Origin of the sequence: Microcoleus sp. S13_B4 (genome assembly GCF_036700885.1) — a bacterium.
Taxonomy (GTDB): domain Bacteria; phylum Cyanobacteriota; class Cyanobacteriia; order Cyanobacteriales; family Microcoleaceae; genus Microcoleus.
In genome coordinates, this window is record NZ_JAUBPU010000001.1 from 370,444 (window position 1) to 395,418 (window position 24,975).

The 24,975-nt window shown below is 47.1% G+C and carries 21 protein-coding genes; 7 read left to right on the forward strand and 14 right to left on the reverse strand.

What is annotated here, in order from left to right:
* Window positions 1-62: 62 nt before the first annotated feature.
* Window positions 63-1,976 (reverse strand): heavy metal translocating P-type ATPase, encoded by a 1,914-nt coding sequence (locus tag QT994_RS01480; protein WP_333171148.1) that lies wholly within the window; start codon window positions 1,974-1,976, stop codon window positions 63-65.
* 161 nt (window positions 1,977-2,137) lie between these two features.
* On the opposite strand from QT994_RS01480, the gene QT994_RS01485 reads away from it, so the two are divergent.
* The gene (locus tag QT994_RS01485; protein ID WP_333171151.1) at window positions 2,138-3,238 is read left to right on the forward strand and encodes a precorrin-8X methylmutase; all 1,101 of its coding nucleotides are present in this window, start codon (window positions 2,138-2,140) and stop codon (window positions 3,236-3,238) included.
* Window positions 3,239-3,568: 330 nt separating this feature from the next.
* Here the strand turns inward: QT994_RS01485 and QT994_RS01490 are convergent, their stop codons facing one another.
* The 6 genes from QT994_RS01490 to QT994_RS01515 all read right to left on the reverse strand — a co-directional run bounded on the left by QT994_RS01490 (window position 3,569) and on the right by QT994_RS01515 (window position 11,392).
* A complete protein-coding gene (locus QT994_RS01490) occupies window positions 3,569-4,108 on the reverse strand; it encodes an MgtC/SapB family protein (RefSeq protein WP_333171154.1) in 540 nt (179 codons plus the stop codon).
* Between the two features lie 270 nt (window positions 4,109-4,378).
* Window positions 4,379-6,496: a DNA-binding protein gene (locus QT994_RS01495; RefSeq protein ID WP_333171158.1), complete on the reverse strand. Its 2,118-nt coding sequence runs from the start codon at window positions 6,494-6,496 to the stop codon at window positions 4,379-4,381.
* 264 nt (window positions 6,497-6,760) lie between these two features.
* Window positions 6,761-8,524, reverse strand: a complete 1,764-nt coding sequence (locus QT994_RS01500; RefSeq protein ID WP_333171161.1) for an NACHT C-terminal helical domain 2-containing protein — start codon at window positions 8,522-8,524, stop codon at window positions 6,761-6,763.
* Between the two features lie 352 nt (window positions 8,525-8,876).
* Window positions 8,877-9,569: a hypothetical protein gene (locus QT994_RS01505; RefSeq protein WP_333171165.1), complete on the reverse strand. Its 693-nt coding sequence runs from the start codon at window positions 9,567-9,569 to the stop codon at window positions 8,877-8,879.
* Between the two features lie 191 nt (window positions 9,570-9,760).
* On the reverse strand, window positions 9,761-10,546 hold the full coding sequence (locus QT994_RS01510; protein WP_333171168.1) for a PP2C family serine/threonine-protein phosphatase: 786 nt from the start codon (window positions 10,544-10,546) through the stop codon (window positions 9,761-9,763).
* A 183-nt stretch (window positions 10,547-10,729) separates the two neighbouring features.
* A complete protein-coding gene (locus QT994_RS01515; protein WP_333171171.1) occupies window positions 10,730-11,392 on the reverse strand; it encodes a VWA domain-containing protein in 663 nt (220 codons plus the stop codon).
* 257 nt (window positions 11,393-11,649) lie between these two features.
* Between QT994_RS01515 and QT994_RS01520 the strand changes: the two genes are divergently transcribed.
* Both QT994_RS01520 and QT994_RS01525 read left to right on the forward strand, forming a co-directional pair.
* Window positions 11,650-12,252, forward strand: coding sequence for a Uma2 family endonuclease (locus QT994_RS01520; RefSeq protein WP_333171174.1), 603 nt, complete (start codon window positions 11,650-11,652; stop codon window positions 12,250-12,252).
* Window positions 12,253-12,304: 52 nt separating this feature from the next.
* A complete protein-coding gene (locus QT994_RS01525; RefSeq protein WP_333046688.1) occupies window positions 12,305-12,559 on the forward strand; it encodes a DUF6737 family protein in 255 nt (84 codons plus the stop codon).
* Window positions 12,560-12,850: 291 nt separating this feature from the next.
* Here the strand turns inward: QT994_RS01525 and carB are convergent, their stop codons facing one another.
* From carB to QT994_RS01540, 3 genes are all read right to left on the reverse strand, one after another.
* Window positions 12,851-16,162, reverse strand: coding sequence for a carbamoyl-phosphate synthase large subunit (gene carB, locus QT994_RS01530; RefSeq protein ID WP_333171266.1), 3,312 nt, complete (start codon window positions 16,160-16,162; stop codon window positions 12,851-12,853).
* Between the two features lie 517 nt (window positions 16,163-16,679).
* Window positions 16,680-16,919, reverse strand: a complete 240-nt coding sequence (locus tag QT994_RS01535) for a hypothetical protein (protein WP_333171178.1) — start codon at window positions 16,917-16,919, stop codon at window positions 16,680-16,682.
* Window positions 16,920-17,056: 137 nt separating this feature from the next.
* Window positions 17,057-17,263 (reverse strand): hypothetical protein, encoded by a 207-nt coding sequence (locus tag QT994_RS01540; RefSeq protein ID WP_333171181.1) that lies wholly within the window; start codon window positions 17,261-17,263, stop codon window positions 17,057-17,059.
* Window positions 17,264-17,504: 241 nt separating this feature from the next.
* Between QT994_RS01540 and QT994_RS01545 the strand changes: the two genes are divergently transcribed.
* The 4 genes from QT994_RS01545 (at window position 17,505) to QT994_RS01560 (ending at window position 20,943) form a co-directional block, all read left to right on the forward strand.
* Window positions 17,505-17,759 carry a hypothetical protein gene (locus QT994_RS01545; protein WP_333046692.1) on the forward strand — a complete coding sequence of 85 codons (255 nt, stop codon included), beginning with the start codon at window positions 17,505-17,507 and terminating at the stop codon, window positions 17,757-17,759.
* A gap of 34 nt (window positions 17,760-17,793) precedes the next feature.
* The gene (gene mltA, locus QT994_RS01550) at window positions 17,794-18,975 is read left to right on the forward strand and encodes a murein transglycosylase A (protein WP_445243856.1); all 1,182 of its coding nucleotides are present in this window, start codon (window positions 17,794-17,796) and stop codon (window positions 18,973-18,975) included.
* Between the two features lie 151 nt (window positions 18,976-19,126).
* Window positions 19,127-19,831 carry a tetratricopeptide repeat protein gene (locus tag QT994_RS01555; protein ID WP_333171187.1) on the forward strand — a complete coding sequence of 235 codons (705 nt, stop codon included), beginning with the start codon at window positions 19,127-19,129 and terminating at the stop codon, window positions 19,829-19,831.
* A 224-nt stretch (window positions 19,832-20,055) separates the two neighbouring features.
* On the forward strand, window positions 20,056-20,943 hold the full coding sequence (locus QT994_RS01560; RefSeq protein WP_333171190.1) for an ROK family protein: 888 nt from the start codon (window positions 20,056-20,058) through the stop codon (window positions 20,941-20,943).
* A gap of 170 nt (window positions 20,944-21,113) precedes the next feature.
* Here QT994_RS01560 and QT994_RS01565 read toward each other — a convergent pair whose 3' ends face one another.
* From QT994_RS01565 to QT994_RS01580, 4 genes are all read right to left on the reverse strand, one after another.
* Window positions 21,114-21,536 (reverse strand): hypothetical protein, encoded by a 423-nt coding sequence (locus tag QT994_RS01565; protein WP_333171192.1) that lies wholly within the window; start codon window positions 21,534-21,536, stop codon window positions 21,114-21,116.
* Window positions 21,537-22,005: 469 nt separating this feature from the next.
* The gene (locus QT994_RS01570) at window positions 22,006-23,664 is read right to left on the reverse strand and encodes a CTP synthase (protein WP_333171195.1); all 1,659 of its coding nucleotides are present in this window, start codon (window positions 23,662-23,664) and stop codon (window positions 22,006-22,008) included.
* A 62-nt stretch (window positions 23,665-23,726) separates the two neighbouring features.
* Entirely contained in the window at window positions 23,727-23,921 is a 195-nt protein-coding gene (locus QT994_RS01575) for a hypothetical protein (RefSeq protein WP_333046700.1), read from the reverse strand.
* A gap of 17 nt (window positions 23,922-23,938) precedes the next feature.
* On the reverse strand, window positions 23,939-24,889 hold the full coding sequence (locus QT994_RS01580; protein ID WP_333171198.1) for an Rpn family recombination-promoting nuclease/putative transposase: 951 nt from the start codon (window positions 24,887-24,889) through the stop codon (window positions 23,939-23,941).
* Window positions 24,890-24,975: the final 86 nt, after the last annotated feature.

Below are 24,975 nucleotides of genomic sequence, written 5' to 3' on the forward strand. Positions count from 1 at the left end.
GGTTCTACCTGGGCACGCATTTCCAGAGGCTCTGCCTCGATTAAATCGCGGTTTTTTCGTGTCTAATTTCTCAGGAGGCGCAAACCGCTTAAGGTTACTATTACTGTAGAGCCTTCGTGACCGATGACGCCCAAAGGCATGGTGATATTTCCGAAAAAATTAGCCGCCAATAACAGCACAATGCAACTGAGTGCAAAAACAATGTTTTGTTTAACAATTTTTTGAGCGCGGCGGCCCAAACTAATTGCTTTAGCTAGTTGCTCTAACTTATCTGCCATTAATACTATATCAGCAGTTTCTAAAGCAACATCGCTGCCGGAAATTCCCATCGCAATGCCCACGGAAGCTTGAGCGAGGGCGGGGGCGTCGTTGATGCCGTCTCCTACCATTGCTACAGTTTGATACTGGGTTTGCAGTTGTTTAATTGCCTGCACTTTGTCTTCTGGCAAAAGTTCGGCGTACACTTCGTTGATGCCTAATTGACGGGCGATGTGTTGAGCTGTTTGCTCGTTGTCGCCGGTTAGCATAATTATATGTTCGACGCCTAATTTTTGCAAGCGTTTTACCGTTGCTGCTGCTTCGGGGCGGAGGGTATCTGCTACTGCAATGATTCCCAAAAGTTGATCGCTTTTTGCCACCCAAACAACGGTTTTACCCTCTGCTTGCAACTGCTGGCTGATTTGAGCTAATTCGGAAGTTGCTTCGACAAATTCGGCTTTACCAATGGCAATGATTTGATTGTTGACTTTGCCGACTATTCCTTGACCGATTTTTGCTTGTACGTCGGTAGCGGTTGACAATTGTAACTGTTGCTGGTGGGCGGCGCTGACAATTGAAGAGGCGATCGCGTGTTCGGAATGAGCTTCTAGGGATGCCGCCAATTGCAGAACTTCTGTTTCAGTATATCCGGCTGCTGGTACAATTTGGAGCACTTCGGGTTTTCCCGCGGTGAGAGTTCCGGTTTTGTCAAAGGCGATCGCCCTGACTTTACCAATCATCTCTAATTGCGCGCCACTTTTAAACAAAATCCCCTGTCTCGCCCCGTTAGCAATTCCCGAAAGCAGCGCGGGCATAATCGAAGCCATCAGCGCGCAGGGGGATGCGACTACTAGGAAAATCAGCGCCCGATAGATTGTTTCTTCCCAATTCCAGCCCAAAACAAAGGGCGGCAAAGTTGCGAGAAGCAAGCCTAAACCGACAATTAATTTGGCATAACCGCGCTCGAATTTTTCTACAAACATTTGAGAAGGCGGCGCTGCTGTTTGCGCTTCTTGGACTAGCCGAATCACTCGCTGAATCAAGCTGCTTTCTGGAGTTTTATGAACTTCGAGTTTCAGCGCGCCGACACCGTTAATTGTACCTGCATAGACTTCATCGCCCCTGGTTTTTTCCACGGGCATGGATTCGCCGGTAATCGAGGCTTGATCGATCGCACTGTAGCCTTCAATAATTATCGCATCTGTGGGGATGATTTCTCCGGGCTTAACTAAAATGTAATCGCCAATTTCCAATTTGTCGATCGCAACTTCCCGTTCCCCGCCGTACATTACCACCCTAGCAGTATCCGCAGTCAAACTCATCAAACTGCGGATGCTGCGTTCAGTCCGCTGCATAGCATAACCTTCAAGCGCGCCGCTAATTGCAAAGATTAAAATCAGCACCGCACCGTCAACAATTAAATGATATTCTTGCCGCCACAGCCCCAAACCGGCCGCGCCCAAAGCAGCGACAATCATTAACAAATCTACATCTAATTCGCGTTCTTGAAAAAGCGTAGTTAAGCCTTCACGGGTGCTGGAATAGCCACCAATAACATAAGCTGCGGGCAAAATTAACACGGCTACACCCAGCCAGCCGAATTGCAGGGCTAGCGAACCCAAGATTACTAGAATTCCGCACAGGGCGGCAGTCACAGCATCTGGATGTTCTTCTGCTACGTGGGAGATGCGAGAAAGTGACAAAAAATTAGAAGTCATTTGTAAAGCTTGATTTGGTAGAAAGACTCCTGTAGCCTAAACATTGACATTAATGTCAATGTCAAGAGTAAAACCAAACAAAATTACAAAACTCAATAACCCTCCATACCCATCTGCGTCCATCCGCGTTTATCCGCCCATATCTGCGGTTAAAAAATCCAATGCAAGAATACCTGACAATCAAACAACTTACAGAAGCGGTAAAAGGCACAATTACCCCTCGGATGGTGCGACATTATCACGCTTTGGGGCTGCTATCTCCGGCGGTGCGATCGACCTCTAACTACAGACTGTACACCCGCAGCGACGTGCAAAGACTGCAAAGAATAGTCGCACTCAAGCAGCAAGGCTTTCAACTGTCTCACATCCGCAAACTGTTAGAAACAGACGCGGATGCTTCCCCTGACGCGCTGATGGCGACTCTGCAACGGCAATATCTGTCGGTTATTCAGCAAATTGTTCGCCTCAGAGAAACGGCTTCGGCGCTGGAAGGATTGCTGGGGCGGGATATTTCCTGTCAAGCGGTGCAAGCGGACGCATTGGCGCAATTAAGGCTGTTGCAGGCGGAAACTGAGGGGGGGTTGGATGAGTTGGAACAACTTTGGGAGGGTTGGGATGCGGGGGCGCACACTCACCCGGAGGATTTTGGGGAGTCGTTGCAGCATTTGTTGCCGGATTTGGCCGATCGCTCGGAAATTGAGGTAGACTTGCTTTCTAAACTGGTGTTAGCCTGCGGAGATTGTTCGCTGCTGCCGTTTGTGAAGTTGAGCGAAACGGCGATTAAATCGGCGCGGGAAGCTTTGAAAAATCAGTGTCAAATTGTGGCTGATGTGCCGCCTGTTTTTGCGGCTTTGGATCGAACTAGATTGGCGCATTTGGGAACAAGTATTGCAACTTTAATTGATGACCCGCACATCAATGCTGCGGCGGAAGCGGAACAGGAATTCTGGCAGCAGCGTGAGTGGTTTGATAAGTTGTTGAAACTGGAAAAAGGATGTATATTAGTGATAGGATATGCGCCGTCTGTGCTGATGGCGGTTTGCGATGCGATCGAGTGTGGGCAACTGCAACCGGCTTTGGTAGTTGGAATGCCGATCGGTTTTAGTCATTCTCCGGTGGCGAAACGGCGGTTAGTGCGATCGGGCGTTGCTTTTATTACGACTGTGGGGACTTTTGGTGGCGGGTTGTTGGCGGCGGTTGCTTTGAATGCTTTGGTTGAGTCTTTGATTGAAAAGCCGAATTGTCATTGTCATCTCAAGTAAAAATCGGCTTGAGAAAAGCGTACAAATCAAATTATCTTTGATCGGGATTTGTTGGATAGCGCAATTCTGGCTGGAAACCTAGTTCAAATAGTATGTCAAAAAGAAGTGTTTATATTATAAGTATTACTCCGATTTTTCGGGGTTTAAGACAGCAATATCGGACTTACTTACTCAGGCTCCTATCACCCATAAACAAAATTTGGCTTCTCTTTTAACCTAAAACTTTCGGAGCTTCAAGCCAGACCAATTAACCACAAATGCTACTCAGCTACTCAGGATTGTGTTTTGCCGTGCTGAGTATATCTTGTACTTGTTGAAAGGGAAGCTCAGTTATTCTGGCTGCCGATCGGGCACTGAGGCTGCATCTTTGACTCGTGTTTTTGGTTGGCTGTTAGCATAAGCACGAATTAAGGCAGACTTCTTAAGCCGTTTAACGCCACTCAAAACCAAGAGTGCAAAAAGCGTTCCTATCAAACTCATCACCCACAAACCGCAACCTGCCGCTGCACCTAATCCGGCAGCCAACCAAATAGTTGCGGCGGAAGTTAATCCTTTGACTTCAGCTTTACCCCGTGGGTATTGAGTTTGTTGCAGAATGATTCCGCCCCCCAGAAAGCCTACCCCTGTGGCAACTCCTTGGATAGTTCGGCTCAAAGCATTGGAAGAGGAAAAGGTGCTGTCGCCCTCCATCTGCAAAGGAATCATTACAAATATAGCTGCGCCTAGACTCACAATCATAAAGGTTCTTAAACCTGCTGGTCTACCTGGCTGCTGGCGGTTCATGCCGATCGCGAAGCCTACCAGTAGTGCCGCCGTCAGCCTAAAGGTCACTGTTTGCCAATCGTTGGGGCTGAAAAAGATAGAACTCATTGCCTGTACTCCTACTAGAACTCGCTCTTCACGCGCACGCATTCCCAGGCGTGGCAGGCTGACTTAATGTAACTCCGGTTAGTCGCTAGATTTACTAGGGAATTCAGGTTAAGTTTAAGTTAAGACTAAGTTAAATTCAAGTAGAGGGGATCAGAGGTGCGATCGCCCCGAAACGTCAAACGCTCGAACACGCACGCTTTGTTCAGGCGCTTGGCTAATAGGTTGTAGAGAAATATCTGCGGTTGCACATTTACATCGTTGCTTCTTCCTTCACCACTTCCCCAAGGCCCCCCAAACAGTACCCGAAACCAAGCCCCAAATCGCCCCCAAACCAGCCCCGACGATCGCCCCCGCCACAGGCCCCAACTCCACCGGCACCCCAGCGCTGACAGCCGGAAACATCGCAGACACCACCGCCCCCAACACAGCACCCGCAAAAGTACCCAAAAAACTGCCCCAAATCGCCCCCAAAGTCCCACCCCTCACACCCGAAGGCTGAAACGAAATCGGCAACTTCGGCGAAAACCCGCAAAAACCCAACAAACCCCCAGAAACCACACCCCCAAGAGCACCCACACCAGCCGCCACGATCGCCACACCAAGCAGCAAACCCGCAAACTCATCCACCGGCCGCATCTGGACACCGTATTGCTGCCAAACCACCAGCCCAGCCCCCAAAAAAACACCAGCCAGAGTCCCCACAAACGAGCCCCAGACAGCCCCCAAATACCCTCCCCGCCGGCCCCACACCCTCCCCACCGGCAGCGCCAGAGGAGGCTGAAAACTCGCCCAAACACAGCCCCAGACAGCACCAACCCCCGCCCCTGACAAAATCACTTTCCCGATTCCCGGAGTGCTATTAATCGCGCCAAACACCGCACCGCCGATCGCCGCCAACAAAAAAGCGCCCCAAGCCGCCCCCACCAAAACTCCGCCCCACTTCCGCCAAATCTGATTCGGCGGCAAAGTAAAAATGCCCCACATCATCCCAAAAAAACAGCCCCAAATCGTACCAACAAAAATCGCCCCCAAAATAGCGCCGCCGCCCTCAGCTATTACCGAATAAATCCCTCCGATCGCCGCCAAACACAAACTACCCCAAACACCTCCCCAAGCAGCATCCTGAACAATGCGCTCAAACTTGCCCACCGGAACCCGAGGCGCAGGAGTTCGACTCCGAGGAGACATCGGCATCGGTAGCAACGGCACTGCGTACTGACCGAGGGGGCGCGGCAGCCCCGTGGCGGGCTGTTGTCGGCGCACTGCGGGTGGGTTCACGACAGGCGGTGGTTGGGGCTTTTTACGCTTGATTTTCGCAGGCTGCAAGTGCAATCCGTTGCTGATTGCTTGCCGCGAAGGAAACGGATCGCGGCCTTTGAGGAGTTTTGCCCGATCGCACCAAGGGCACCGACTCAGATGATTGCCGTATTTATGCTGACTGTTTTTGCTGCAAGTAACCAAAGCATCTTCCGCTTCCCGAATCGCATTCACCCAAGTTTTCGCATCCGGGCGCGCCGAAGGATTGCCGTGCCCTTCCTCAAAACAGCGGATAAACATCTGCCGCAGCCGGGGATGCAGCATCTCGAAAGGAGGCGCAGCGGGCATCGGGCGGTAAGGAATCCGCTTCGTACCTGTGGGGAAATGGCCCGATCGAATTCTCGCTTCCAAAGGCGGCGGTTCATCGCTACCGAGATAAACTCCCGAAAACGGGTGCGTACCTTCCATCAGCAATTGAAAAATTAATACAGCTAAACCGAACAAATCGTGCTCTGGAGATCGATCGATATCGCGGAAAGTCTGGCCCTGCAACTCGGGCGGCGTAAACTCGGGTTTCCCGACGGGACACCGATAAACGTAACCCGTATAAGGATCACGCACTTGAAACGAATCCGTGTCTACCAGCGTTACCAACGCCGTATCCGTCACCAGAATGTTCGACTCGTTTACGTCGCCGATGACGTAACCCCTGACGTGGAGGGCATTTACAGCCGAGGCGAGATTTCTGGCGGTACGGTGGAGGTAAAGATAGCTAAATAGCGGTTTTTGTTCGCGCCTGGTTTTGGGAGTGTAGAAAGTGTGTACCGGCATCACTTTGTTGACGCGCGGCATCACAAAACCAACGATTTTTTCTCGCCCGCCGACAGTATGCAGCAAATCGATCGGCCAAGCAATGGAAGCGTGCCCGGGTTCCGCGATCGGCGCATCCGGCGGCATACTGAACATGACTGTGAGTTTGTCGCCGTCTTCGTCTGTCGGTTTGTGGTAGATTTTGGCTACAAGGGACGAGTCTTGGGCGATCGGGTAGATGCGACCTTCACCCCCACTGGCGATCGCGGTTTTGGTGTCGATCGCAATCAGTTGTCCGCTAAATTGGCGCTGCAACTGCATAGAATTCCGTTATGGGATACAGGATTTGGAAGCCATCACTCAATAAATTTGACTTGCCCATTAAATCTTACCTTTGTTAGGACTTAGGCACGGGTGAGGAGAAACCGGGTTTTTCACCAAAAGAGGCGTTGCAGCCCGCAGATTCGGTAAAAAACCCGGTTTCTTGGGTGGGAGTGGGTAAGCCCTGTTTCCATTGGTGGGATGGGCGTCCCGCCCGTCCGTCCATTAGTGGGATGGGCGTCCCGCCCGTCCGCGCTATCAAAATTAAATGTGAACCAGCTTCAAATCCACCGACAATAACAACATTTTATCCTCAATTTTTTGCCTGACGGCCGGTGTCACCTGACAATTATCGCTGTTAAGGCATTCCACCAGTAAGTTGTGGGCATAGTAATACTGTTTCAGCAAAGTTTTCTGTTGGGGGCAAAAGTTTCTATTGTAGCCGATCGCAGTTTTGAATTTTGCCAGCCAACAGCGACCGCAATCTTTGCGCCACTTTTTCCAGTTTTGCAAATCAGGCATCTGAGTCTGAAATTGTGCCAGCAGTTGTTTAAGTTCGGGTTCAATATCCAGCGCCAAGATGCCAGCCAAGATACTCGCCACATCATCAAAAGCCAATTTCAGAGACTCGTTAACATCCGCCAATTCTACATTTTTTCCAGCCTTTGCCAAACAATTCCGAAACTTGCGAACTTTCGATCTATCAAACTTCAGACTCGGATCAAGGACGCGAGTCAAAGTCAAATCGAGGACGCAAACTAAGGCCACATAAAAAGCCCGAATTTCGACTGGTTTGAAATTCCTTTGCACTAACTGAGACTTGTGATTTGCCCAGATTAACAACTGCTGCAAAGTTTCATCTTTAGCCGCCATAGTATCTAATTTTTGTTGCATCAGCAGCAAAAGTTCGTCAGCAGGTTGCAAAATGCTGACAACTCTCACAAATTCATTTTTCCACTTTTTGTCTGTAATCCGGCTGACCAATTCGGGCAGCGATTCCGGGTTGGCACTGTCAATCAGATATTCTGGTTGAGTGTCGCTTTCCTCTAGCAGTTCGTCCACTGCGCTTTTGATAAAGTTATCTACCAACCAGTCGCGCGTACGCGAGAAATTGCTCTGCAATTCCAGGTAATGACTGCCTAATTTGGTCTTAAAGTCTTTGGGAAAAATCTCTTTAGCCACTAACATATTTTTCCAGCGAGTTAGCTGGCTGGCGTTGCGTTCGGGAAAGCGGTTGTACAAATAGTCGATCGCGATCGCATCTAGAATATCCGCACCCAGGATTTCCCGCCGTTTCACCTCGTTTTCGGGCGCCATTGGTTGCGGCTGAGTTAGATCCAGATGCTGGCTAACCGTTGGTGCAATCAAGTGTTCAATCAGCCAGTTTCCCCCACGGCAAAAATCGCGATCTAACTCCAAGTAAATCGCGGCAAACAAAGCCTCAAAACTTTCTAAAAAAGATATATTGTACTCGCTTTTGTCTGTTTCTTTCCCGTTCCATACTAGCCAACTAAGTTCGTTTAATTTCAAGTTTTGTGCAAATTCCGCCGTTTTTTTTGAGTCTGCTAAACGAGCTTTTAAGGTTGAGATAGCATCTGGATCGAGTTCTGGATATTCACGGTAGAGGTAATCGGTAACAACAGCACCAAAAATCGCTGCGCCTAAGAGTGACAGCCGTTTGTACTTAACCTCTTGCCAAGCGGGAGACTCCTCGGGGCGATCGGGGTAATTGCTGGTATAATAAGGGCAATTCAAGGTGCTTCCCACCAGTTTTGTCTGCTGAAAGCTGGAGAGGTCGATCGCTGGTTTGACTGCTTCACTATCTGCCTTTTTATTTTTTATTAGCTCTAATTCTTCTTCACATTTTCCCCACTTTTCCAACCAATCACCGCCAGCATCTTCAACATACAAATCCACAAAATCTACCCCGTAATTCATCCATTCATCCTGCATTTTTCTCGCGGCTTCCAGTTCTTCCCAGACTTTCTGCAAGTTATTTTCAACGGTGTGTGTACCTTGTACTGTCATAGTATTTGATTTTGATGTAATTAGATTTTATTTCCAACAATTTCACCGCAATTAAATCAAATCTCAATTCAATTTATAGCTAATTGCTAGTTATTTCACCCGATTGATTGCTGCGGTAAATCTTCCCATTGCTTAGCCTTCGTCTCAAGCACCTGTTGCCACCGTCTGGCAGACTCCTCCCGGAAACAGAAAAGGGGAGGAAAAATCTTGGTCTGTTTTACCTTTTCCAGAAGCAGGCTGGGGGTTAGGTTTTTGGCCTTGTCGAAAATTGTGCAATATGTGAGTGAGTCAAAATTTCTTTTTCACCGAGTTTGAAGCAGTCGAATTATTCTCAGCAGCAGATATGCTGGATTTACGGGAACTTGAGGTAACGACCTGCGGGCAAATTATCGCTATTATATAATGCAATGTTAACTAGCTGGTTCAGGAAATTTGCATCATTTTTATCATAACTTAAAAATAATCCTCTGTCAATCCCCCAATCTTGAAGAGTTTGTTGCCAATTCTGATATTTTTGTTGAGAAAACTCATCCGAAAGAGTAGTAACTTGAATACAGAGGGGCTGTTGTTGGCGATTGCTAACGATCGAATCGGTTGCCATAGAAAGATCTGCAACATATCGATACAAAACAGTGCCTTGGCGATCGACAATTCGAGCTGCGATCGCCCGAATCACGAGATCATCACCAGGCTCGAATTTGCCTGCTTTGAGTTTTTGTTTCCAGATGTAAAATTTGCGATCGTTTTCGCTCAGCCATTTAGGAAATAGATAGCTGTACCAATACCTTTCCCCCGGCGTCATTAACTCAAACGCGGCTTGCTGTTCTCTTTCTGAAGGTAGAGATTGAACTGCCAGCCAAACCTGAGAATCTCGGATAAGCTGCAGCAAAAAAGCCATCACAAATTTTTTAGCAGTTAGCGAACCGGGTTTAACATCTTTCACCCAGCGATTGATTTCATCCAATCTTCTCGCCAAACTCGGATCTATTGGATCTGCTGCGCTAATTAGGGAGTTGAGCTTATCCTTAATCTCTTGTGCTTGCAAACGACGACCTACTGTACAAACTAAACCAGAATTGTTGACACCTCGATTTTATTATAGAAGGGCGCCAAATTTTCACCGCTGATTAGGTTGAACGCATTAGACTTGTTGCAAAATTCAGAATCGGAAATTTTTAACCGCAGATCAACGCCAATTCACGCAGATGGGTGTTGGCTTTGGCAAAATGTCTATTTTTAATTCTCCTGTGCCTCTGAACTCGCAAAAGTTGCTAACAATAAAGTTAAGTCATCATCGGTGCGTTCGGAAACGCGGGGCGATCGCAAAAATGACTCTAACTGCTGTTTCGCATCTTCTTCTTCTTTCCACTCGCCAGAAAACCGAAACAAAGGCGCAAAAAACGGCCCGTGTGGCGTGCCTTCCGGGATTTTGAGAGCTAGCATTTGCAAGCCGTCGGAAAAAACGGCCAAGTGTCGCAGTTTTTCCCGCAGTACCTGAAATTGCGCTGTTTCTATCGCATTCGGCGAAATCAAAAAGATAGTTTCGTTGATGTATTCGCCGCAGGGAGGTACAGTCAGGGCGATCGCATTTCCTGAACTGTCACCTGCTACCGCCGCACCGTCGCCGATTTGAGCAACTGCGATTAATTCCGGCGTAGCAACAACAGCAATCAAAGTGCAGGCTAAGTCTCTCGCAGCAACTTCCCGCACTGCCGCTTCTGCTTCTACCTCCGCCCGCGCAACTTGCAGCGATGCTGTCAAGAATACCTGCCATTCATCGTCATTTTCAGGTAGCCTTTCTTGTTGCTGGCAAATCGTTTCAACAACCGCTTCCACAGCAATTTTCGCTCCAATTTCTGCGAGTGCTGCCGAACCCGCACCGTCGGCAACTGCTGCCGCTAAAACACCGTTTGGCAAGAGACGCCAGCAGTGGGCATCTTGACAAGGCTGCGATCGTTTTTCGTGGCTCGTACCAATCACCGATGCCGCTACAACTTGCCAATTAAAGGATGAATTCTGCATTAATAACTCTTTAATTCAAAACTTCGTAAATTCACAACCATGCAAAGTCAGGACGGGTTTATTTATCCCTAATTACAGCACTTTTCTGGGTTTGTAGGTACTAGCCCTTGTAGAGATACGGCAGTGCCGTAGGGAGACGGCACTCTTACTAATCATCAATGACTAATCACCAATGACTAATGACTAAACAGTTCCCCATCCAGGCGGTGGCAGTGCTACTTGTTCATCAATTTTTGAGTGAGAAACTCTCTGCATACTAGCCGACAGCCAGATGAACATCTCTCTAAAGTCTAATCCTCTCAATTTTACAGGCGTGCGCTCCACAATTTGCGCCAGACGGGTGATATTAGCACCTTCCACTCCAACTGCAAAAAATGCCACGCGCTTGTTAGTTTCTTCCTCTTTAATCCGCTGTGCTGCTATTTCCACAACCTCGTCTGATTCACCTTGAGGTTCGCCGTCGGTAATCATAAATACCCACGGGCGGTAGTAGGTAATGCCGTTGTTGCGGTATTCGGATTTGCGGGCCGCAATGGTATCTAGTGCTAGCTGAATGCCTGCGCCCATGTGGGTTTGTCCTTGAGCTGTCAGTAGTGGCGTCTCGAACTGGTCGGCGGTCACGAAGTCTTGCACGACTTTGATATGATTGTCAAATGAAATAATCGCGACTTCGACTCGCTTTTTAGCTAGTTCGTCTTTAATTAGGTCATTCCTAAAAATTTCCAGCCCCTCATTCAAGGCATCTATGGGTGCGCCTTGCATGGAGCCGGAGGTGTCCAGCAGGAGGACGCAGGGACAGCGCGGCTCTGGGTTTTCGGCAAATTCTACGGCTTCGTCTAATCTCATGGTTCGGGGTTGACCTGGGAGTGGCTCGATTTCTAGGTTTGTTACTTTCTACCCTAGCAAGTAGGTGACATATTTAACTCAATCTGCCCGCTGGCGATCGTATTTTACCATTTACCTGAATCGATTTGAGATTTTTAATTGTAGATTTTAGATTTAAGAATTGGATGTCTTTTGATTTCGGCCGTCAAAAAAACAAATTCATTCCTGCCTGTGGTAATATAGACTAATAGTATTACTGCAAAATAAGGATAAATATTATGATTGCAACAGTCACGCAAAAATTAACCTTTGACCAATTCCTTGTAGAATGTCCAGAAGATGGACTCTATGAACTGGTAAATGGAGAAATTGTAGAGATGAATGCCACAAGAAATCATGATGATGTTGCTATTTTCATGTTATTTGGCTTCAATGATGAAATCCGGCGACTAAATTTGAATTATGTAGTCAACACTACAACCGTTATCAGAACTGTAAGTAAAGCCGGCATCGAACAAGGGCGGAGACCGGATGTCAGCGTAATCGATCGCGACTTGTGGCGATCGAACCGTTCTGCTTATGCTGCCTTACGAGAACCAATCCAACTGGCAGTGGAAGTAACATCAACCAATTGGGAGGACGATTATATAGACAAATTGGACGAATATCGGCGTCTCGGAATTCCTGAGTATTGGATTGTCGATTATTTAGCAATTGGCAGCAGGGAATTTCTGGGAAATCCCAAAGTTCCAACTGTATTTGTTTACCTTTTGGATGCAGATGGTAACTATCAAAGAAGCGCCTTTAAAGGCAGTGAACGAATTGTGTCGCGGACTTTTCCCGAATTAATGCTGACAGCAGAAGAAGTGATGAATGTTTAACTTCGGTTAATCCAGCTAGCCAGACTATTCTCCATAAACAATCACTAAAAATATGAAATCTATTTCTGATAAAAAACTTTCTAATCAAAAAGCTATTAGTCCTTGGAGTTACAAACCTTGGTGGTGTCAGCCTTGGTCGATTCTTTTGACAGGCACGAGTCTGATTTCCGGTAGTTGGTTTTTATTAAAAACTGTTTGGATAACTGTTTTAGTCGCGATTCCTTTATTAGCCTGGATGGGTTTTTTCTTGTTAGTTTGGCCGAGGTTGATGTTGTCTAGCGGAGTTTTGGATTCCGATGCAGATTAGGTTTTGGTGGCGCGCACCTTATGTTTAGGATAAGGTGCGCGGTCATAGGTGTCAACTTAACGTTAAACCCTCAGTCCGGCTCTTGTTTCAACAAGAGCCTCAAAGCGAAAGTCCTCGCTATGAGGACTAATGAGTTCTTCAGTCCTCTTTGAGAGGACTTTAGCTATAAAACAAGACAGGGAATTCATTCCCTGGCGGACTGGCGGGTGAGGGGGAGGGCTGGCGGACTAAAAGCTTAAGTTGACACTAATAGTGCGCCCTGCACACCCTAAACATAGGGTGTTTCGCAGTCTAGGTTTGCGGGTAATAGTCTTGAATTGCTTTTACTTCCATCGGGTGGGATTTGAGCGATCGAATTCCCGCTGCTGTCGCTTTGGCACCGGCTATTGTAGTAATAATCGGGATTTTGTAAGTCAAAGCTGTGCGGCGGATAAAGATTCCGTCGGCTCGGGATTCTTCGCCGGAAGGTGTGGTGATAATTAGTTGAATTTTCTCATTCTTGATCGAATCCAACAAATTCGGCCGCCCTTCGTGTAGTTTTAATTCCAAATCTACCTCTAAACCTTGCTCTCGCAAAACTTTGCGCGTACCGTGAGTTGCGACTACTTTGAAACCCAATTCTAAGAATTCCTTGACAACGGGTACAACTGCTAGTTTGTCCCGCTCGCGCATCGAAACCAGCACGGTTCCCAACAATGGCATCATTTGTCCGGCACCTAATTGAGCTTTGGCAAAGGCTTTGCCAAAATCGGTGTCAATTCCCATGACTTCGCCGGTCGATCGCATTTCTGGCCCTAACAAGGTATCAGTTCCCGGAAACTTAGCAAAGGGCAATACTGCTTCTTTTACCGAAACATGAGTGGGTATAATCTCTTCAGTAAAACCCAAAGCTTCTAGAGTTTTGCCAGACATGACTCGCGAGGCCATTTTTGCTAAGGGAACTCCGATCGCCTTGGACACAAAAGGCACTGTTCGAGAAGCTCGCGGATTAGCTTCCAAGATGAAAACTTGTTCCCCTTGAACAGCAAATTGAATATTCATCAACCCGATTACTTTCAGGGATTTTGCTAATTCTACAGTCCAGCGACGGATTGTTGCCAAAGCTGCATCAGAAAGCGTTTGGTAAGGGATAGAACAAGCAGAGTCGCCGGAGTGGATTCCCGCTTCCTCGATGTGCTCCATAATACCGCCGATCGTCACATTGCCAGTAACATCGGCGATCGCATCGACATCAACTTCGATCGCATTCTCCAAAAACTTATCAATTAAAATCGGATGATCGGGTTCTACCAGCACGGCATAGGTCATGTAACGTTCCAATTCCGTATCGGAATAAACAATTTCCATGGCTCGCCCGCCTAATACGTAACTCGGTCGCACCACTACCGGATAACCGATACGTTGAGCTACTATTAAAGCATCCTCAAAACTACGGGCCAAACCGTTAGCAGCTTGCTGAATATCCAACTCCCGCAGAATCTTTTCAAATCGCTCCCTATCTTCAGCAGTATCAATGGAATCCGGGGAAGTTCCCCAGATTTTTGTTTGTACATCGGGGTGATTTTCGAGAGCTTTTTGTAAAGGAAGCGCCAACTTCAGTGGCGTTTGGCCGCCAAACTGAATAATTATTCCCTCGGGATTTTCTGCTTCGATGATGTTGAGAACATCTTCTTTTGTTAGCGGTTCAAAATACAGCCGATCGCTCGTATCATAATCCGTCGAAACCGTCTCCGGGTTCGAGTTGACCATAATTGTCTCAAAGCCGTCTTCTCCTAGGGAATAGGAAGCGTGACAGCAGCAGTAATCAAACTCAATTCCCTGTCCGATTCGGTTCGGCCCGCCACCTAAAATCATCACTTTTCGTTTGGTAGAAGGCAAAACTTCCGACTCCGGCGCGAGACTGTGACCTACAGGCGAAACTTTCTTTTCTTCATCGCCCAATTCCCAAATTGCCGCTCCCGCTTCGTAGGTGGAATAATAATACGGTGTAAACGCTTCAAATTCAGCGGCACAAGTATCGACTGTTTTGTAAATCGGAATTACGCCTAACTGTTTGCGGTAAGCGCGGACTTGATCTTCGGATGTTTTGGTGGCGTAAGCAATTTGGCGATCGCTAAAACCCAACTGCTTTACTTCAAACATTGTCTCTTTTGTCAACTCTTCCAACCGCGTTCGTTTCAAGAACTTCTCAGCTTCCAGCAATTCCTGCATTTTATCCAAAAACCAAGGATCAATTCCTGTGAACTCGAAGATATCTTCCACCGACATTCCCATCATCATCGCGTGGCGAACTGTAAAAATGCGATCGGGATTTGGCGTCCGCAATCCGGCGCGAATTTGTTCCAAACTAGGCAACTTTTCCGGTTTGTCGCACCCGAAACCTGCGCGGCCTGTTTCCAATCCCCGCAGGGCTTTTTGGAAGGATTCATTGAAGCTGCGCCCGATCGCCATTACCTCCCCAACTGACTTCATTTGCGTTGTCAGAGTCGGTTCGGAACCGGGGAACTTTTCAAAGGCAAATCGGGGAATCTTCGTCACCACGTAGTCAATTGTTGGCTCAAAAGACGCGGGAGTTTTCTTGGTGATATCGTTGGAAATTTCGTCTAGGCTGTAACCTACCGCTAATTTTGCCGCCATTTTTGCAATAGGGAAACCAGTTGCTTTCGAGGCCAAGGCGGAGGAACGAGAAACCCGGGGGTTCATTTCAATAACGATGAAATCTCCGTTGACAGGATTGACGGCAAATTGAATATTGGAACCGCCGGTTTCAACTCCGATTTCGCGGATAATTTTAATCGAAGCATCCCGCAGGCGCTGATATTCTTTGTCTGTGAGAGTTTGCGCCGGGGCGACGGTGATCGAATCGCCGGTGTGGACGCCCATCGGGTCGAGATTCTCGATCGAACAAATAATCACTACATTATCTGCCAAATCCCGCATTACTTCGAGTTCGTACTCTTTCCAACCAATCAAAGATTGTTCGATCAAAATTTGCGATACTGGACTGGCATCGATCCCGCCTTGTGCCATTTCTTCAAACTCTTCTTGGTTGTAAGAAATGCCGCCTCCCGTGCCGCCCATTGTAAAAGCAGGACGAATAATTAACGGATAACTGCCGATTTGGTGACCAATTGCTTTGGCTTCGTCGAGAGTGTTGGCAATTCCCGAAGGGCAAACTGCGACCCCAATTCGCGCCATCGCTTCCTTAAACAATAGCCGATCTTCTGCCATTTCAATAGCTGGCAACTTAGCACCAATCAACTCGACGTTATACTTTTCTAAAACGCCATTTTTAGCGACAGCAACTGCTAAATTTAGCGCAGTTTGACCGCCCATAGTCGGTAAAATTGCTTGAGGTCTTTCTTTAGCGATGATTTGTTCGAGGATGGCCGGCGTTAGAGGTTCGATGTAAATGCGATCGGCAGTTTCCGGATCGGTCATAATCGTTGCCGGGTTGGAATTCACCAACACTACTTCAAAACCTTCTTCTCGCAAAGCTTTGCAAGCTTGTGTTCCTGAATAGTCAAATTCGCACGCTTGACCGATAACAATTGGGCCGGAACCAATGAGAAGAATCTTTTTTAAGTCTTGACGACGGGGCATAGGTTCGTAATTAGTAATTGGACAAGGTGGAGGATTAATTTGATATTTGGCAGCATCAGTCTTAGAAACAGGCTTTCTAAGCTGTTCCACCAAAAGCTTACTCAAAATAGTGCAAGTTTTGTTGTTAATTTGAAATTGTGCACCATTATCAGCATTTTGGAAGCAGAACCTCGCAACTCCGGCTGACAGACACCCCCAGCTAACCCGAAATATTGATGAGAAAAGGGTGCTGTCGATCGGTAAATCCAGACTATTTTAAGTGTTGCGGTCAAATCGTGTTCTAAAATACACAATCCCTGTATTCCGCCGGATTAATCATTTTAGGGACTTAGGCACTCGCGGTGTCCTGACTGTGGGGAACGGGTAGAATTAACCGGGTTGGATGATGAAATTTTCCGTAGCTTGCGGGGCGGGACGCCATCTCCCTCGGAGAATGTGACAATCCGAGATCCAGCCATGTAGCCGCGGCGATGGAGGACACGGCAATGCCGTGTCCCTAGCGTATTTCAGCCTATTTTTAAGCTTTGCGCGATCGGCGAATGAGTACGCTTATCACTTGTCCCGGCTTTGTACCTCGCTGCGGCGGGCTCCAATCCCCGACGGCGCCAAATCCCAGTCGGTACAAGGTGTGAATGGTTTCTAACACGGCTGCGCGGGAACCGACAACCGTGATCCGCACGACTTCCTGTTCCGATACTGCTGAGGTGTCATTTGGACGCGCGGATAAGTTATCGTCAGGCACGAATTCCTGTGACATAATATGGTCTCCTGGTTTTTGGTTTTCTAGGAAAACCCAAAAACCCAGCCGCCCCGCACGGTAACACAGAGCAGGGCGGCTACAGAGAGTGTTAGAATTCTCCATTAGCCTCCAGACTGCTGTAATCAGTTTGGCGGTTAGCTGTCCATTGCTGTTGGTAGCAGCTTTGGGCGGAGCGAAGCGGAGGGAGTGCAACTAGATTTTTGAGCGACGTGGGCTGCCTCCTCTGCAAGCAAAGCAACCTTAATTTCACAGCGTAGCCGCAGATGGGGGCCGCCGTCAATCGATTTAAGATTTTGGATTTTAGATTTTAGATTGAGATTTTTCTCCAACAACTCTCGCACTCTCCCCTTCTCCCACTCTCCCTCTCTCCCTCAATCCAACCTACTAGATGAGGGAATGCGCCGAGGAAGGGGTAAAATATGGAATCGTTCCAAAAGCTTAAAATCAAAAATCTAAAATACAGATATGCCTAGAACACAAGTGCGAATATTCCGTGCACCTGCTGCTTGAGGGCAACCACATCAATTTTAGATTTTAGATTTTAGATTTTAGATTGTCCTCCAACAACTCTCTCCATCTCCTATGCCTAGAACTCCCAGTGAATATTCCGTGCACCTGTTGCTTGAGGGCGGCCACCGCGAAGAAATCCGTTTTTCAACGCTGCAAGATTTTCAACAGTGGTATAAAACTCTGGTTCCCAAACAAGATTCATCAGAATTTGTTAATGTCCCGATCAAAAATATTCAAGGCGAATACATGGTAGTTCGGCCTACCAGCGTTCTCGCAATTCGCGTAGAACCGGTATTTACTTCTAGCGTCGAGCGATTTGATGAATAAGGAAAATCATCTATTGAGTAGGGAAAATTGGAAATTGAACAAGATTTTTCGCTATCAGCTATTAGCGATCGCCTGTTGCGTTTTGGCGATCGCTTTTTCGGTACCCGCCGTTGCAGTTGCGCCACTGCAACCAATTAGTTTAAATCAATTGCAAGCTGGCGAGTCGGATCATCTCGCCTTTGACGCTCAAATCTGGGGCGAAAATGGCAATCCGGGCGATCGGGAATTGCTGTTAAGGTCGATCGACAACAGCCTCCGCTATCTCGATACCTCGGCCGCCGCCACTGCTTACAGCCGCTATCCAGTCGCAGGAGTTACGCGCGATCGAGTCCGCCGTTCCCTCGATCGATTCCGCCAATTAGTTGTCAGTTCCACAACTCCCGCACAACTTCAGGGATCTGTCAAGCGCGAGTTTGTATTTTACAAATCCACGGGCAAAGACGGCAAAGGAACAGTAGCATTTACCGGTTATTTCGAGCCGACTTATGCAGCCTCTCGCACGCCTAATTCCGAATACCGTTATCCCCTGTACCGGATGCCGCCAAACATGGCATCTTGGCCGAAACCTCACCCGACAAGATTGCAATTAGAAGGCGAAGATGCTTTGCAGGCAAGTAAAGGATTGCTGCGGGGATTAGAATTAGTTTGGTTGCGCGATCGCTTCCAAGCATTTCTCGTGCACGTCCAAGGTTCTGCGAGATTGCAGCTAACAGATGGTAGCGTCATGACAGTCGGTTTTGCAGGCAAAACCAGTCACAGTTATACAGGAGTCGGGCGAGAATTAGTTAAAGACGGAAAGTTTACTTTAGAAGAGTTGACTTTGCCGAAACTAAAGGAATATTTCACCAACTTTCCCGCAGAGATGAACAAGTATTTGCCGAAAAATGAAAGCTTTGTATTCTTCCGGGATACTAACGGAGTTCCAGCCACAGGAAGCATTGGAGTTCCCGTAACTGCGGAAAGGTCGATCGCCACGGACAAAGCTTTAATGCCCCCCGGTGCACTAGCATTAATTAGTACAAAACTCCCTTATCCGACTGCGGCGGGACAACTTGAACAAAATGCGGTAAATCGCTACGTTTTGGATCAAGATACGGGCGGTGCAATTAAAGGCGCGGGGAGAGTTGACGTATTTATGGGAACGGGGAATTTAGCGGGCGATAGGGCCGGTTATATCAACTCAACAGGAGAACTGTATTATCCGCTTTTAAAGTAGATTAATTCTACTTGATGTGATTGTTTGCTGTGCGTCGCCATCCCGGACACGGCTGTGCCGTGTCCCTACAGATATCGCTGGCAATCAATATGTAATCTATTTTTGATAAGTGTTATAAAATAGAAAATACCCCACCCTCCCAATCTCACAAATGCTAGACAAAATTCTGCAATTCTTCAAACGACTAATTCAGCGAATATTCGGAACCCCAACTCCACCCTCCCCGCCGGAAAATACCGCCATCCGCCCCGCCCTAACTGACGCGGAATACGAGTCGAAATTCATGGAAATCCTGGAGGGGGTGAATGTCGGCTGGAGTCGAGGGGATGTAGCGGGATTTTTAATCGCAAAACGCCTTAAAGATGGTGAATTGGCGGCTTGGTTGCGACGGTTTGGCCAAAGATTGTTAGAGGGCGAACACGATGAGACTGCTGCTACGGATGCGGTGGCATCGCTTCAGGAATTGGCGCAGCGGCTGGTATTGTTAGGTAGAATTGGCAGCGGGGAATTGTCAGAGGTTGCGAGGCAAATTGGGCGGGAGATATTGACACGGTTTCCGCTGCCGGAGGTGGAAGAGGAGGATACAAAGGGGAGGGTGATTGAGGCGGTGTTTGTTGGGGATGGTTTGGGTTTTTCTGGGGAAGTGAACCGCACAGGCGCTGAGGGTGCGGAGGCAGAATCGGAAGTTAATGTAGATGCTGAGGCGTGGTGCGATCGAGGTAATGAGCAGTATAATTTAGGAAGATTTGAAGAGGCGATCGCATCTTATAACCAGGCAATTGCTCTCAAACCAGACTATCACGATGCTTTGCACAACCGAGAGGTAGCGCAACGTAAGTTAGGCCAAATTAAATAGGCGAACTCGCTTGTATCCAGAATTTGGGCTAGGTATTGCGATCGGTATGATACTATTAATAATTAATGAGCGTTTTCGTGGCTAATTATCATACCTTTAAAAGAGAAGTTTGAGGAATTCAGTCCTCAGTAAAAACTTAATTTGTAAGATGTGCTAGGTGCACATACAAGAGGTTTATACTATTAAAATTAGTCCCCAATTATTGCATCCAAAACCCACATCGAATGACACAAGTAATCGGCATTGACTTAGGCGGAACCGCAATTAAACTCGGCAGATTCGGCGAAGACGGCATTTGCCATCAATCCTTAACTGTTCCAACTCCTCAACCGGCAACGCCAGAGGCAGTTTTAGTCGCGATGACCGATGCTATTTTACAACTGAATCCGGTCGAAAATGCTGTAAGTGCGATCGGCATCGGCACTCCAGGCCCCGCAGACGCCGCCGGCCGCATAGCCAGAGTAGCAATTAACCTCAAAAACTGGCATAACGTCCCCCTCGCTGACTGGGTGGAAGCTAAAACCGGACTGCCGACCATCTTAGCAAATGATGCCAACTGTGCCGGATTGGGAGAAGCTTGGTTGGGCGCAGGCAGGCACTTTAAAGACCTAATTTTAATAACTTTAGGTACAGGAGTCGGCGGTGCAGTTATCCTAGACGGCAAACTATTTGTAGGTCCTCAAGGCGCGGCCGGAGAACTAGGATTGATTACTATAAATCCCGACGGCCCGGAATGCAACAGCGGCAATCGCGGTTCTTTAGAACAGTACGTTTCGGTGCAAGCAATTCGCCGGGAAACGGGTTTGGAACCTCTAGAATTAGCAAATTTAGCTAAGTCGGGAGATGCCAAAGCTTTAGAATTTTGGCAAAATTACGGGCGCTATCTGGGTATCGGTTTGGCAAGTCTCATTTATATTTTGACGCCGGAAGCTATTATTATCGGCGGTGGAATTAGTGCAGGTGCGGAATTTTTCTTGCCGCAGGTTCGAGAAGAAATTGAGCGGCGGGTTCTGCCGACTTCTCGCGAAGATTTGCAGTTATTGGTTGCTGAATTGGGCAATCAAGCAGGCATGGTAGGGGCAGCCAAATTAGCTTGGCAGCTTGTTCAATAGTTAAAATTTAAAAAAGCCGCGCATTTCACTGCGCTTTTTTCATATCTAAAATTACGGTGCAACCTAAGCACTTTAGCTCAAAAAAAATAAAATGAATGTGAGGAGTTACTCAACATAGTCTCCCTTGATTGTTCATGCTTTTAACTAATGACTAATGACTAATGACTGCTTCATGGCAGAGATTGTCCAGTCGTATTTTTAATGTATTCCTGAATTTCTTGATAAGTTTCTGGGTTGCTTTGGCGGAGGATAACAATATTAGTTGCGCTGTCAGGCAGGCAAAAGCTTAGCCGACCGTTTTGTTCGCAAGCAAAAGAGCTAATTCGACTCATATCGATCGCAAATTCTTTGCGGTCATAATTAATTTTAATCCACGATCCTCTAGAATTGCGATCAATGGTTTTTTTGAGGTAATCGAGAACTTGCTTGTAAGCCTCATAATTGCCTTGGGGATTGAGGATAATCGGCTGACTGCTATTAGGCAGCCAAAAGGTGAGACGCTTGTTATCCAGTTCGCTAGAAAAAGCACTAATAGTGTCAAGGTCAATTATGTATGTACTTTTCTCATAAGTAATTTTGCTCCAATAAGCCACAAAGCCTCCTCAAACCTGTGTTTCCTGGTATTTTAGGATAGTTTGACAACTCATACCATTTTTGATTTTAGATTTTAGATTTTAGATTGGGCATGACTGATGACTATCGGGGTTGGGAAGTTGCCTAAAGTTGCATTTTTTTTTGAAACTGGTATCACCATTGAAATCCAAGGTAAAAAGTTAACTAAAAATAATCAGCATTTTTACCTTCTGCCTTCTGCCTTTGGCCTTCTCCCTTCGGGTACTAGCCCCCCAACCCCTATGCTAGGGCTGGGGGGTGAGGTTTTTCACTCGTTGAGGATGCTGCCCGATATCATGTTTGGTAAGTGCGACCCGAATCAAATCCGATTGTTGGGTTGGGCGGGTGAGAGTACGAGGGATTGTCTGCCTGATTTGAATATTGTGTACTCTCACCCGCCCCTACAGACATCTAATATATCAGAACTAATCGATCGCACATGATATGAGATCAGTTTGCTGCAACTTTCTCGGCAACCAAGTCGCGACCCTCATCTTCTAAAACATCCTGCTTTCCCTGGAGGCTAGCCGCCTCGATAAACCCTTGAAACAAGGGGTGGGGGGTGCTAGGTCGAGATTGGAATTCGGGGTGAAATTGACTGGCTATGAAAAAGGGATGGTTGGGCAATTCGATCATTTCTACCAATCGGCCGTCTGGTGATGTGCCGGAGACTGCATAACCTGATTCTAAGAAAAGATTGCGGTAGGCGTTGTTAAATTCGTACCGATGGCGGTGCCGCTCGTAAATCACTTCTTTCTGATAAAGTTTGAAAGCGAGGGTGTCTGGGTTGACGCGACACGGATACAAACCTAGTCGCATTGTACCGCCCAAATCGACTACATCTTGCTGTTCTGGCAATAAATTAATTACCGGATTTGATGTATCCGGGTCAAATTCAGCGCTGTTGGCATCCTTTAGTTGGGCGGTGTTGCGTGCCCATTCAATCACAGCACACTGCATCCCCAAACACAATCCCAAAAATGGAATTTTGTGGTTTTTGGCATATTGAATTGCCGCTATTTTGCCGTCAACTCCCCGAACCCCAAAACCTCCCGGCACAACAATGCCGTTGATATCTTTGAGATAATTATCGAGGTTTCCAGATTCTAAATCTTCTGAATTAATCCAGTTCAAATTCAGGTCGCAGCCGATCGAGATTGCTGCGTGCCGCAAAGCTTCGACCACCGAAAGATAAGCATCGTTCAATCGCACGTATTTGCCAACTAAAGCAATATCAATTTTGTGATTGGGACTGTAAAGCCTGTTGACTAAAGTTTGCCACTGATGCAAATCTGGCTGGCGATGTTCGAGTTGCAGCAAATTGAGCGTTTGTTGCGCTAAACCTTCCTGTTCCATCATCAGCGGCACTTCGTAGATACTTTTAGCATCTTGAGCGGTGATGACACATTCTTCGGGTACGTTGCAGAATTCCGACAATTTCTGTTTCATGCCCAAAGACAGCGGGCGATCGCACCGACAGACTAAAATATCTGGTTGAATGCCGATCGACCGCAATTCCTTCACCGAATGCTGAGTCGGTTTAGTTTTCATCTCCCCAGCCGAAGGAATCCAAGGTATCAGCGTGACGTGCATATACACAACATTTTGCCGGCCGACATCCTTGCGAAACTGGCGAATTGCCTCCAAAAACGGCAAAGATTCAATATCTCCCACCGTTCCGCCGATTTCCGTAATCACGACATCAGGATTAGTATTTTTTGCTACCCGATGAATTCGCTCTTTAATTTCGTTAGTGATGTGCGGAATCACCTGCACCGTGCTCCCCTGATACTCACCGCGGCGTTCTTTGTTGATCACCGCTTGATAAATGGAACCCGTGGTGACGCTGTTGAGGCGAGACATGGAAGTATCGGTAAAACGCTCGTAGTGCCCCAAATCCAGGTCTGTTTCCGCACCGTCTTCCGTCACGAAGACTTCTCCGTGCTGAAACGGGCTGAGAGTGCCGGGGTCAACGTTAATATAGGGGTCTAGCTTCAAAATCGAGACTGAATAGTCCCGCGACTTCAATAGGCGGCCCAAGGAAGCACCGACAATTCCCTTGCCGATGCTGGAAACCACGCCGCCAGTCACAAACACAAATTTGCTCATAGGATTTTCGACTTTAGATCTTTCTCATTTAAGAAGGTAACACTCAACTCTAAGAGCTAAAATCAAAAATTGTCCAGCAGTGTTTGACCATTTCTCAAATACGGCTGGGGATACGACGAGTAGTCCACGACCTCGATCGGGCGGTTTGCAGGGGTTTTGAGCTCGTAGGCCAATTTCAAAACGGTTAATTGTTCGTCAGTTCGCTTTGGGCGGATACCAGTCAAGGGCGATCGAGCCGCCGAGAAAACAACCTTCATCAAGGCTTATTTTCGGTTTATGAAAAATATGTCTGCAACCTAGCTGTCAAATATGACACACTGGTCAACTCTAACACGGCTTCCCCTAAATTCTCTAATTGCTCAGCGGATAACTGACTGATGCGAGTTTGAATCTCCGGCGACAACGGGCCGACACGGCGCTCCAACAGCCGCACAACTAACTCCAACTTTCCTTGTTTGATGCCTTGTTCGATGCCTTGTTCGATGCCTTGTTCGATGCCTTGTTCTCTCCCAATTCTGGTAGCTTTGGTAATTGCACCGCGCTGGTCTTGAATAAAAATTTCTCGCCTTTCTAAATCTTCCAATTCATCAGGAGCGAGATTCGCTTCATTCGCAATTGCAAAAGCCTGTCGGAGTTCCGGCACATTTCCCAACTCTTCGGGAACTGACCGTAACATTTGAGCAGTTTTCATAAAATATATCCACTTATCTGTCAGCGTTTCTAACTCCTGTAATGTCTTATCAAATTTGGGCAACTCAACAAATACAAGTTCAAATTCATCAGCTAGATAGTCTGTTAAAAAACTTTTTTCTTTGAAAACAAAGCGCGAAATCACTGTTTCCAGATGCTCAAACATTTGAAAATCTGTAATCGTCAGAGCAATCACAGGGTTTAACAAGCTGTAACGGCTTCCTGTGGTTAGCTGCATTGAATAAGCTTTAGTGGCATTGTATAAAATCCGCTTCTCGAATGACTCTACATTCAATACTTGCATTTCAATAATTACCGTCTTGTTGCCATCAATCTTCGCTTTTACATCCAAGTAAGTATCTTTTACTCCTTTGATTTTGGGCGCCAAATAGGGGTCGATAATTTCTAAATCTTCGATAACTGGCTGTGCTTCGTAGAGAATGGCATTCAAGAAACTAATCAAAATTTCCTTACTCTCAGCAGAGCCGAAGATTTTTTTAAAGGCAAAGTCGGTTTTGGGGTTAATAAAATTCATGGTAATTACAATTTATTAGAAGTTGAGGGGTTTCGGTTAGAGCTATTTAACTATCGTCTAACTTAATTATACAATCTTGCCGGTTA

Excerpts from the sequence above, each read along its gene's own strand:
- QT994_RS01480 (WP_333171148.1), bottom strand. The coding sequence starts at position 1,976 with ATGACTTCTAATTTTTTGTCACTTTCTCGCATCTCCCACGTAGCAGAA.
- QT994_RS01485 (WP_333171151.1), top strand. The coding sequence starts at position 2,138 with ATGCAAGAATACCTGACAATCAAACAACTTACAGAAGCGGTAAAAGGC.
- QT994_RS01490 (WP_333171154.1), bottom strand. The coding sequence starts at position 4,108 with ATGAGTTCTATCTTTTTCAGCCCCAACGATTGGCAAACAGTGACCTTT.
- QT994_RS01495 (WP_333171158.1), bottom strand. The coding sequence starts at position 6,496 with ATGCAGTTGCAGCGCCAATTTAGCGGACAACTGATTGCGATCGACACC.
- QT994_RS01500 (WP_333171161.1), bottom strand. The coding sequence starts at position 8,524 with ATGACAGTACAAGGTACACACACCGTTGAAAATAACTTGCAGAAAGTC.
- QT994_RS01510 (WP_333171168.1), bottom strand. The coding sequence starts at position 10,546 with ATGCAGAATTCATCCTTTAATTGGCAAGTTGTAGCGGCATCGGTGATT.
- QT994_RS01515 (WP_333171171.1), bottom strand. The coding sequence starts at position 11,392 with ATGAGATTAGACGAAGCCGTAGAATTTGCCGAAAACCCAGAGCCGCGC.
- QT994_RS01520 (WP_333171174.1), top strand. The coding sequence starts at position 11,650 with ATGATTGCAACAGTCACGCAAAAATTAACCTTTGACCAATTCCTTGTA.
- QT994_RS01525 (WP_333046688.1), top strand. The coding sequence starts at position 12,305 with ATGAAATCTATTTCTGATAAAAAACTTTCTAATCAAAAAGCTATTAGT.
- carB (WP_333171266.1), bottom strand. The coding sequence starts at position 16,162 with ATGCCCCGTCGTCAAGACTTAAAAAAGATTCTTCTCATTGGTTCCGGC.
- QT994_RS01535 (WP_333171178.1), bottom strand. The coding sequence starts at position 16,919 with ATGTCACAGGAATTCGTGCCTGACGATAACTTATCCGCGCGTCCAAAT.
- QT994_RS01545 (WP_333046692.1), top strand. The coding sequence starts at position 17,505 with ATGCCTAGAACTCCCAGTGAATATTCCGTGCACCTGTTGCTTGAGGGC.
- QT994_RS01555 (WP_333171187.1), top strand. The coding sequence starts at position 19,127 with ATGCTAGACAAAATTCTGCAATTCTTCAAACGACTAATTCAGCGAATA.
- QT994_RS01560 (WP_333171190.1), top strand. The coding sequence starts at position 20,056 with ATGACACAAGTAATCGGCATTGACTTAGGCGGAACCGCAATTAAACTC.
- QT994_RS01570 (WP_333171195.1), bottom strand. The coding sequence starts at position 23,664 with ATGAGCAAATTTGTGTTTGTGACTGGCGGCGTGGTTTCCAGCATCGGC.
- QT994_RS01575 (WP_333046700.1), bottom strand. The coding sequence starts at position 23,921 with ATGAAGGTTGTTTTCTCGGCGGCTCGATCGCCCTTGACTGGTATCCGC.
- QT994_RS01580 (WP_333171198.1), bottom strand. The coding sequence starts at position 24,889 with ATGAATTTTATTAACCCCAAAACCGACTTTGCCTTTAAAAAAATCTTC.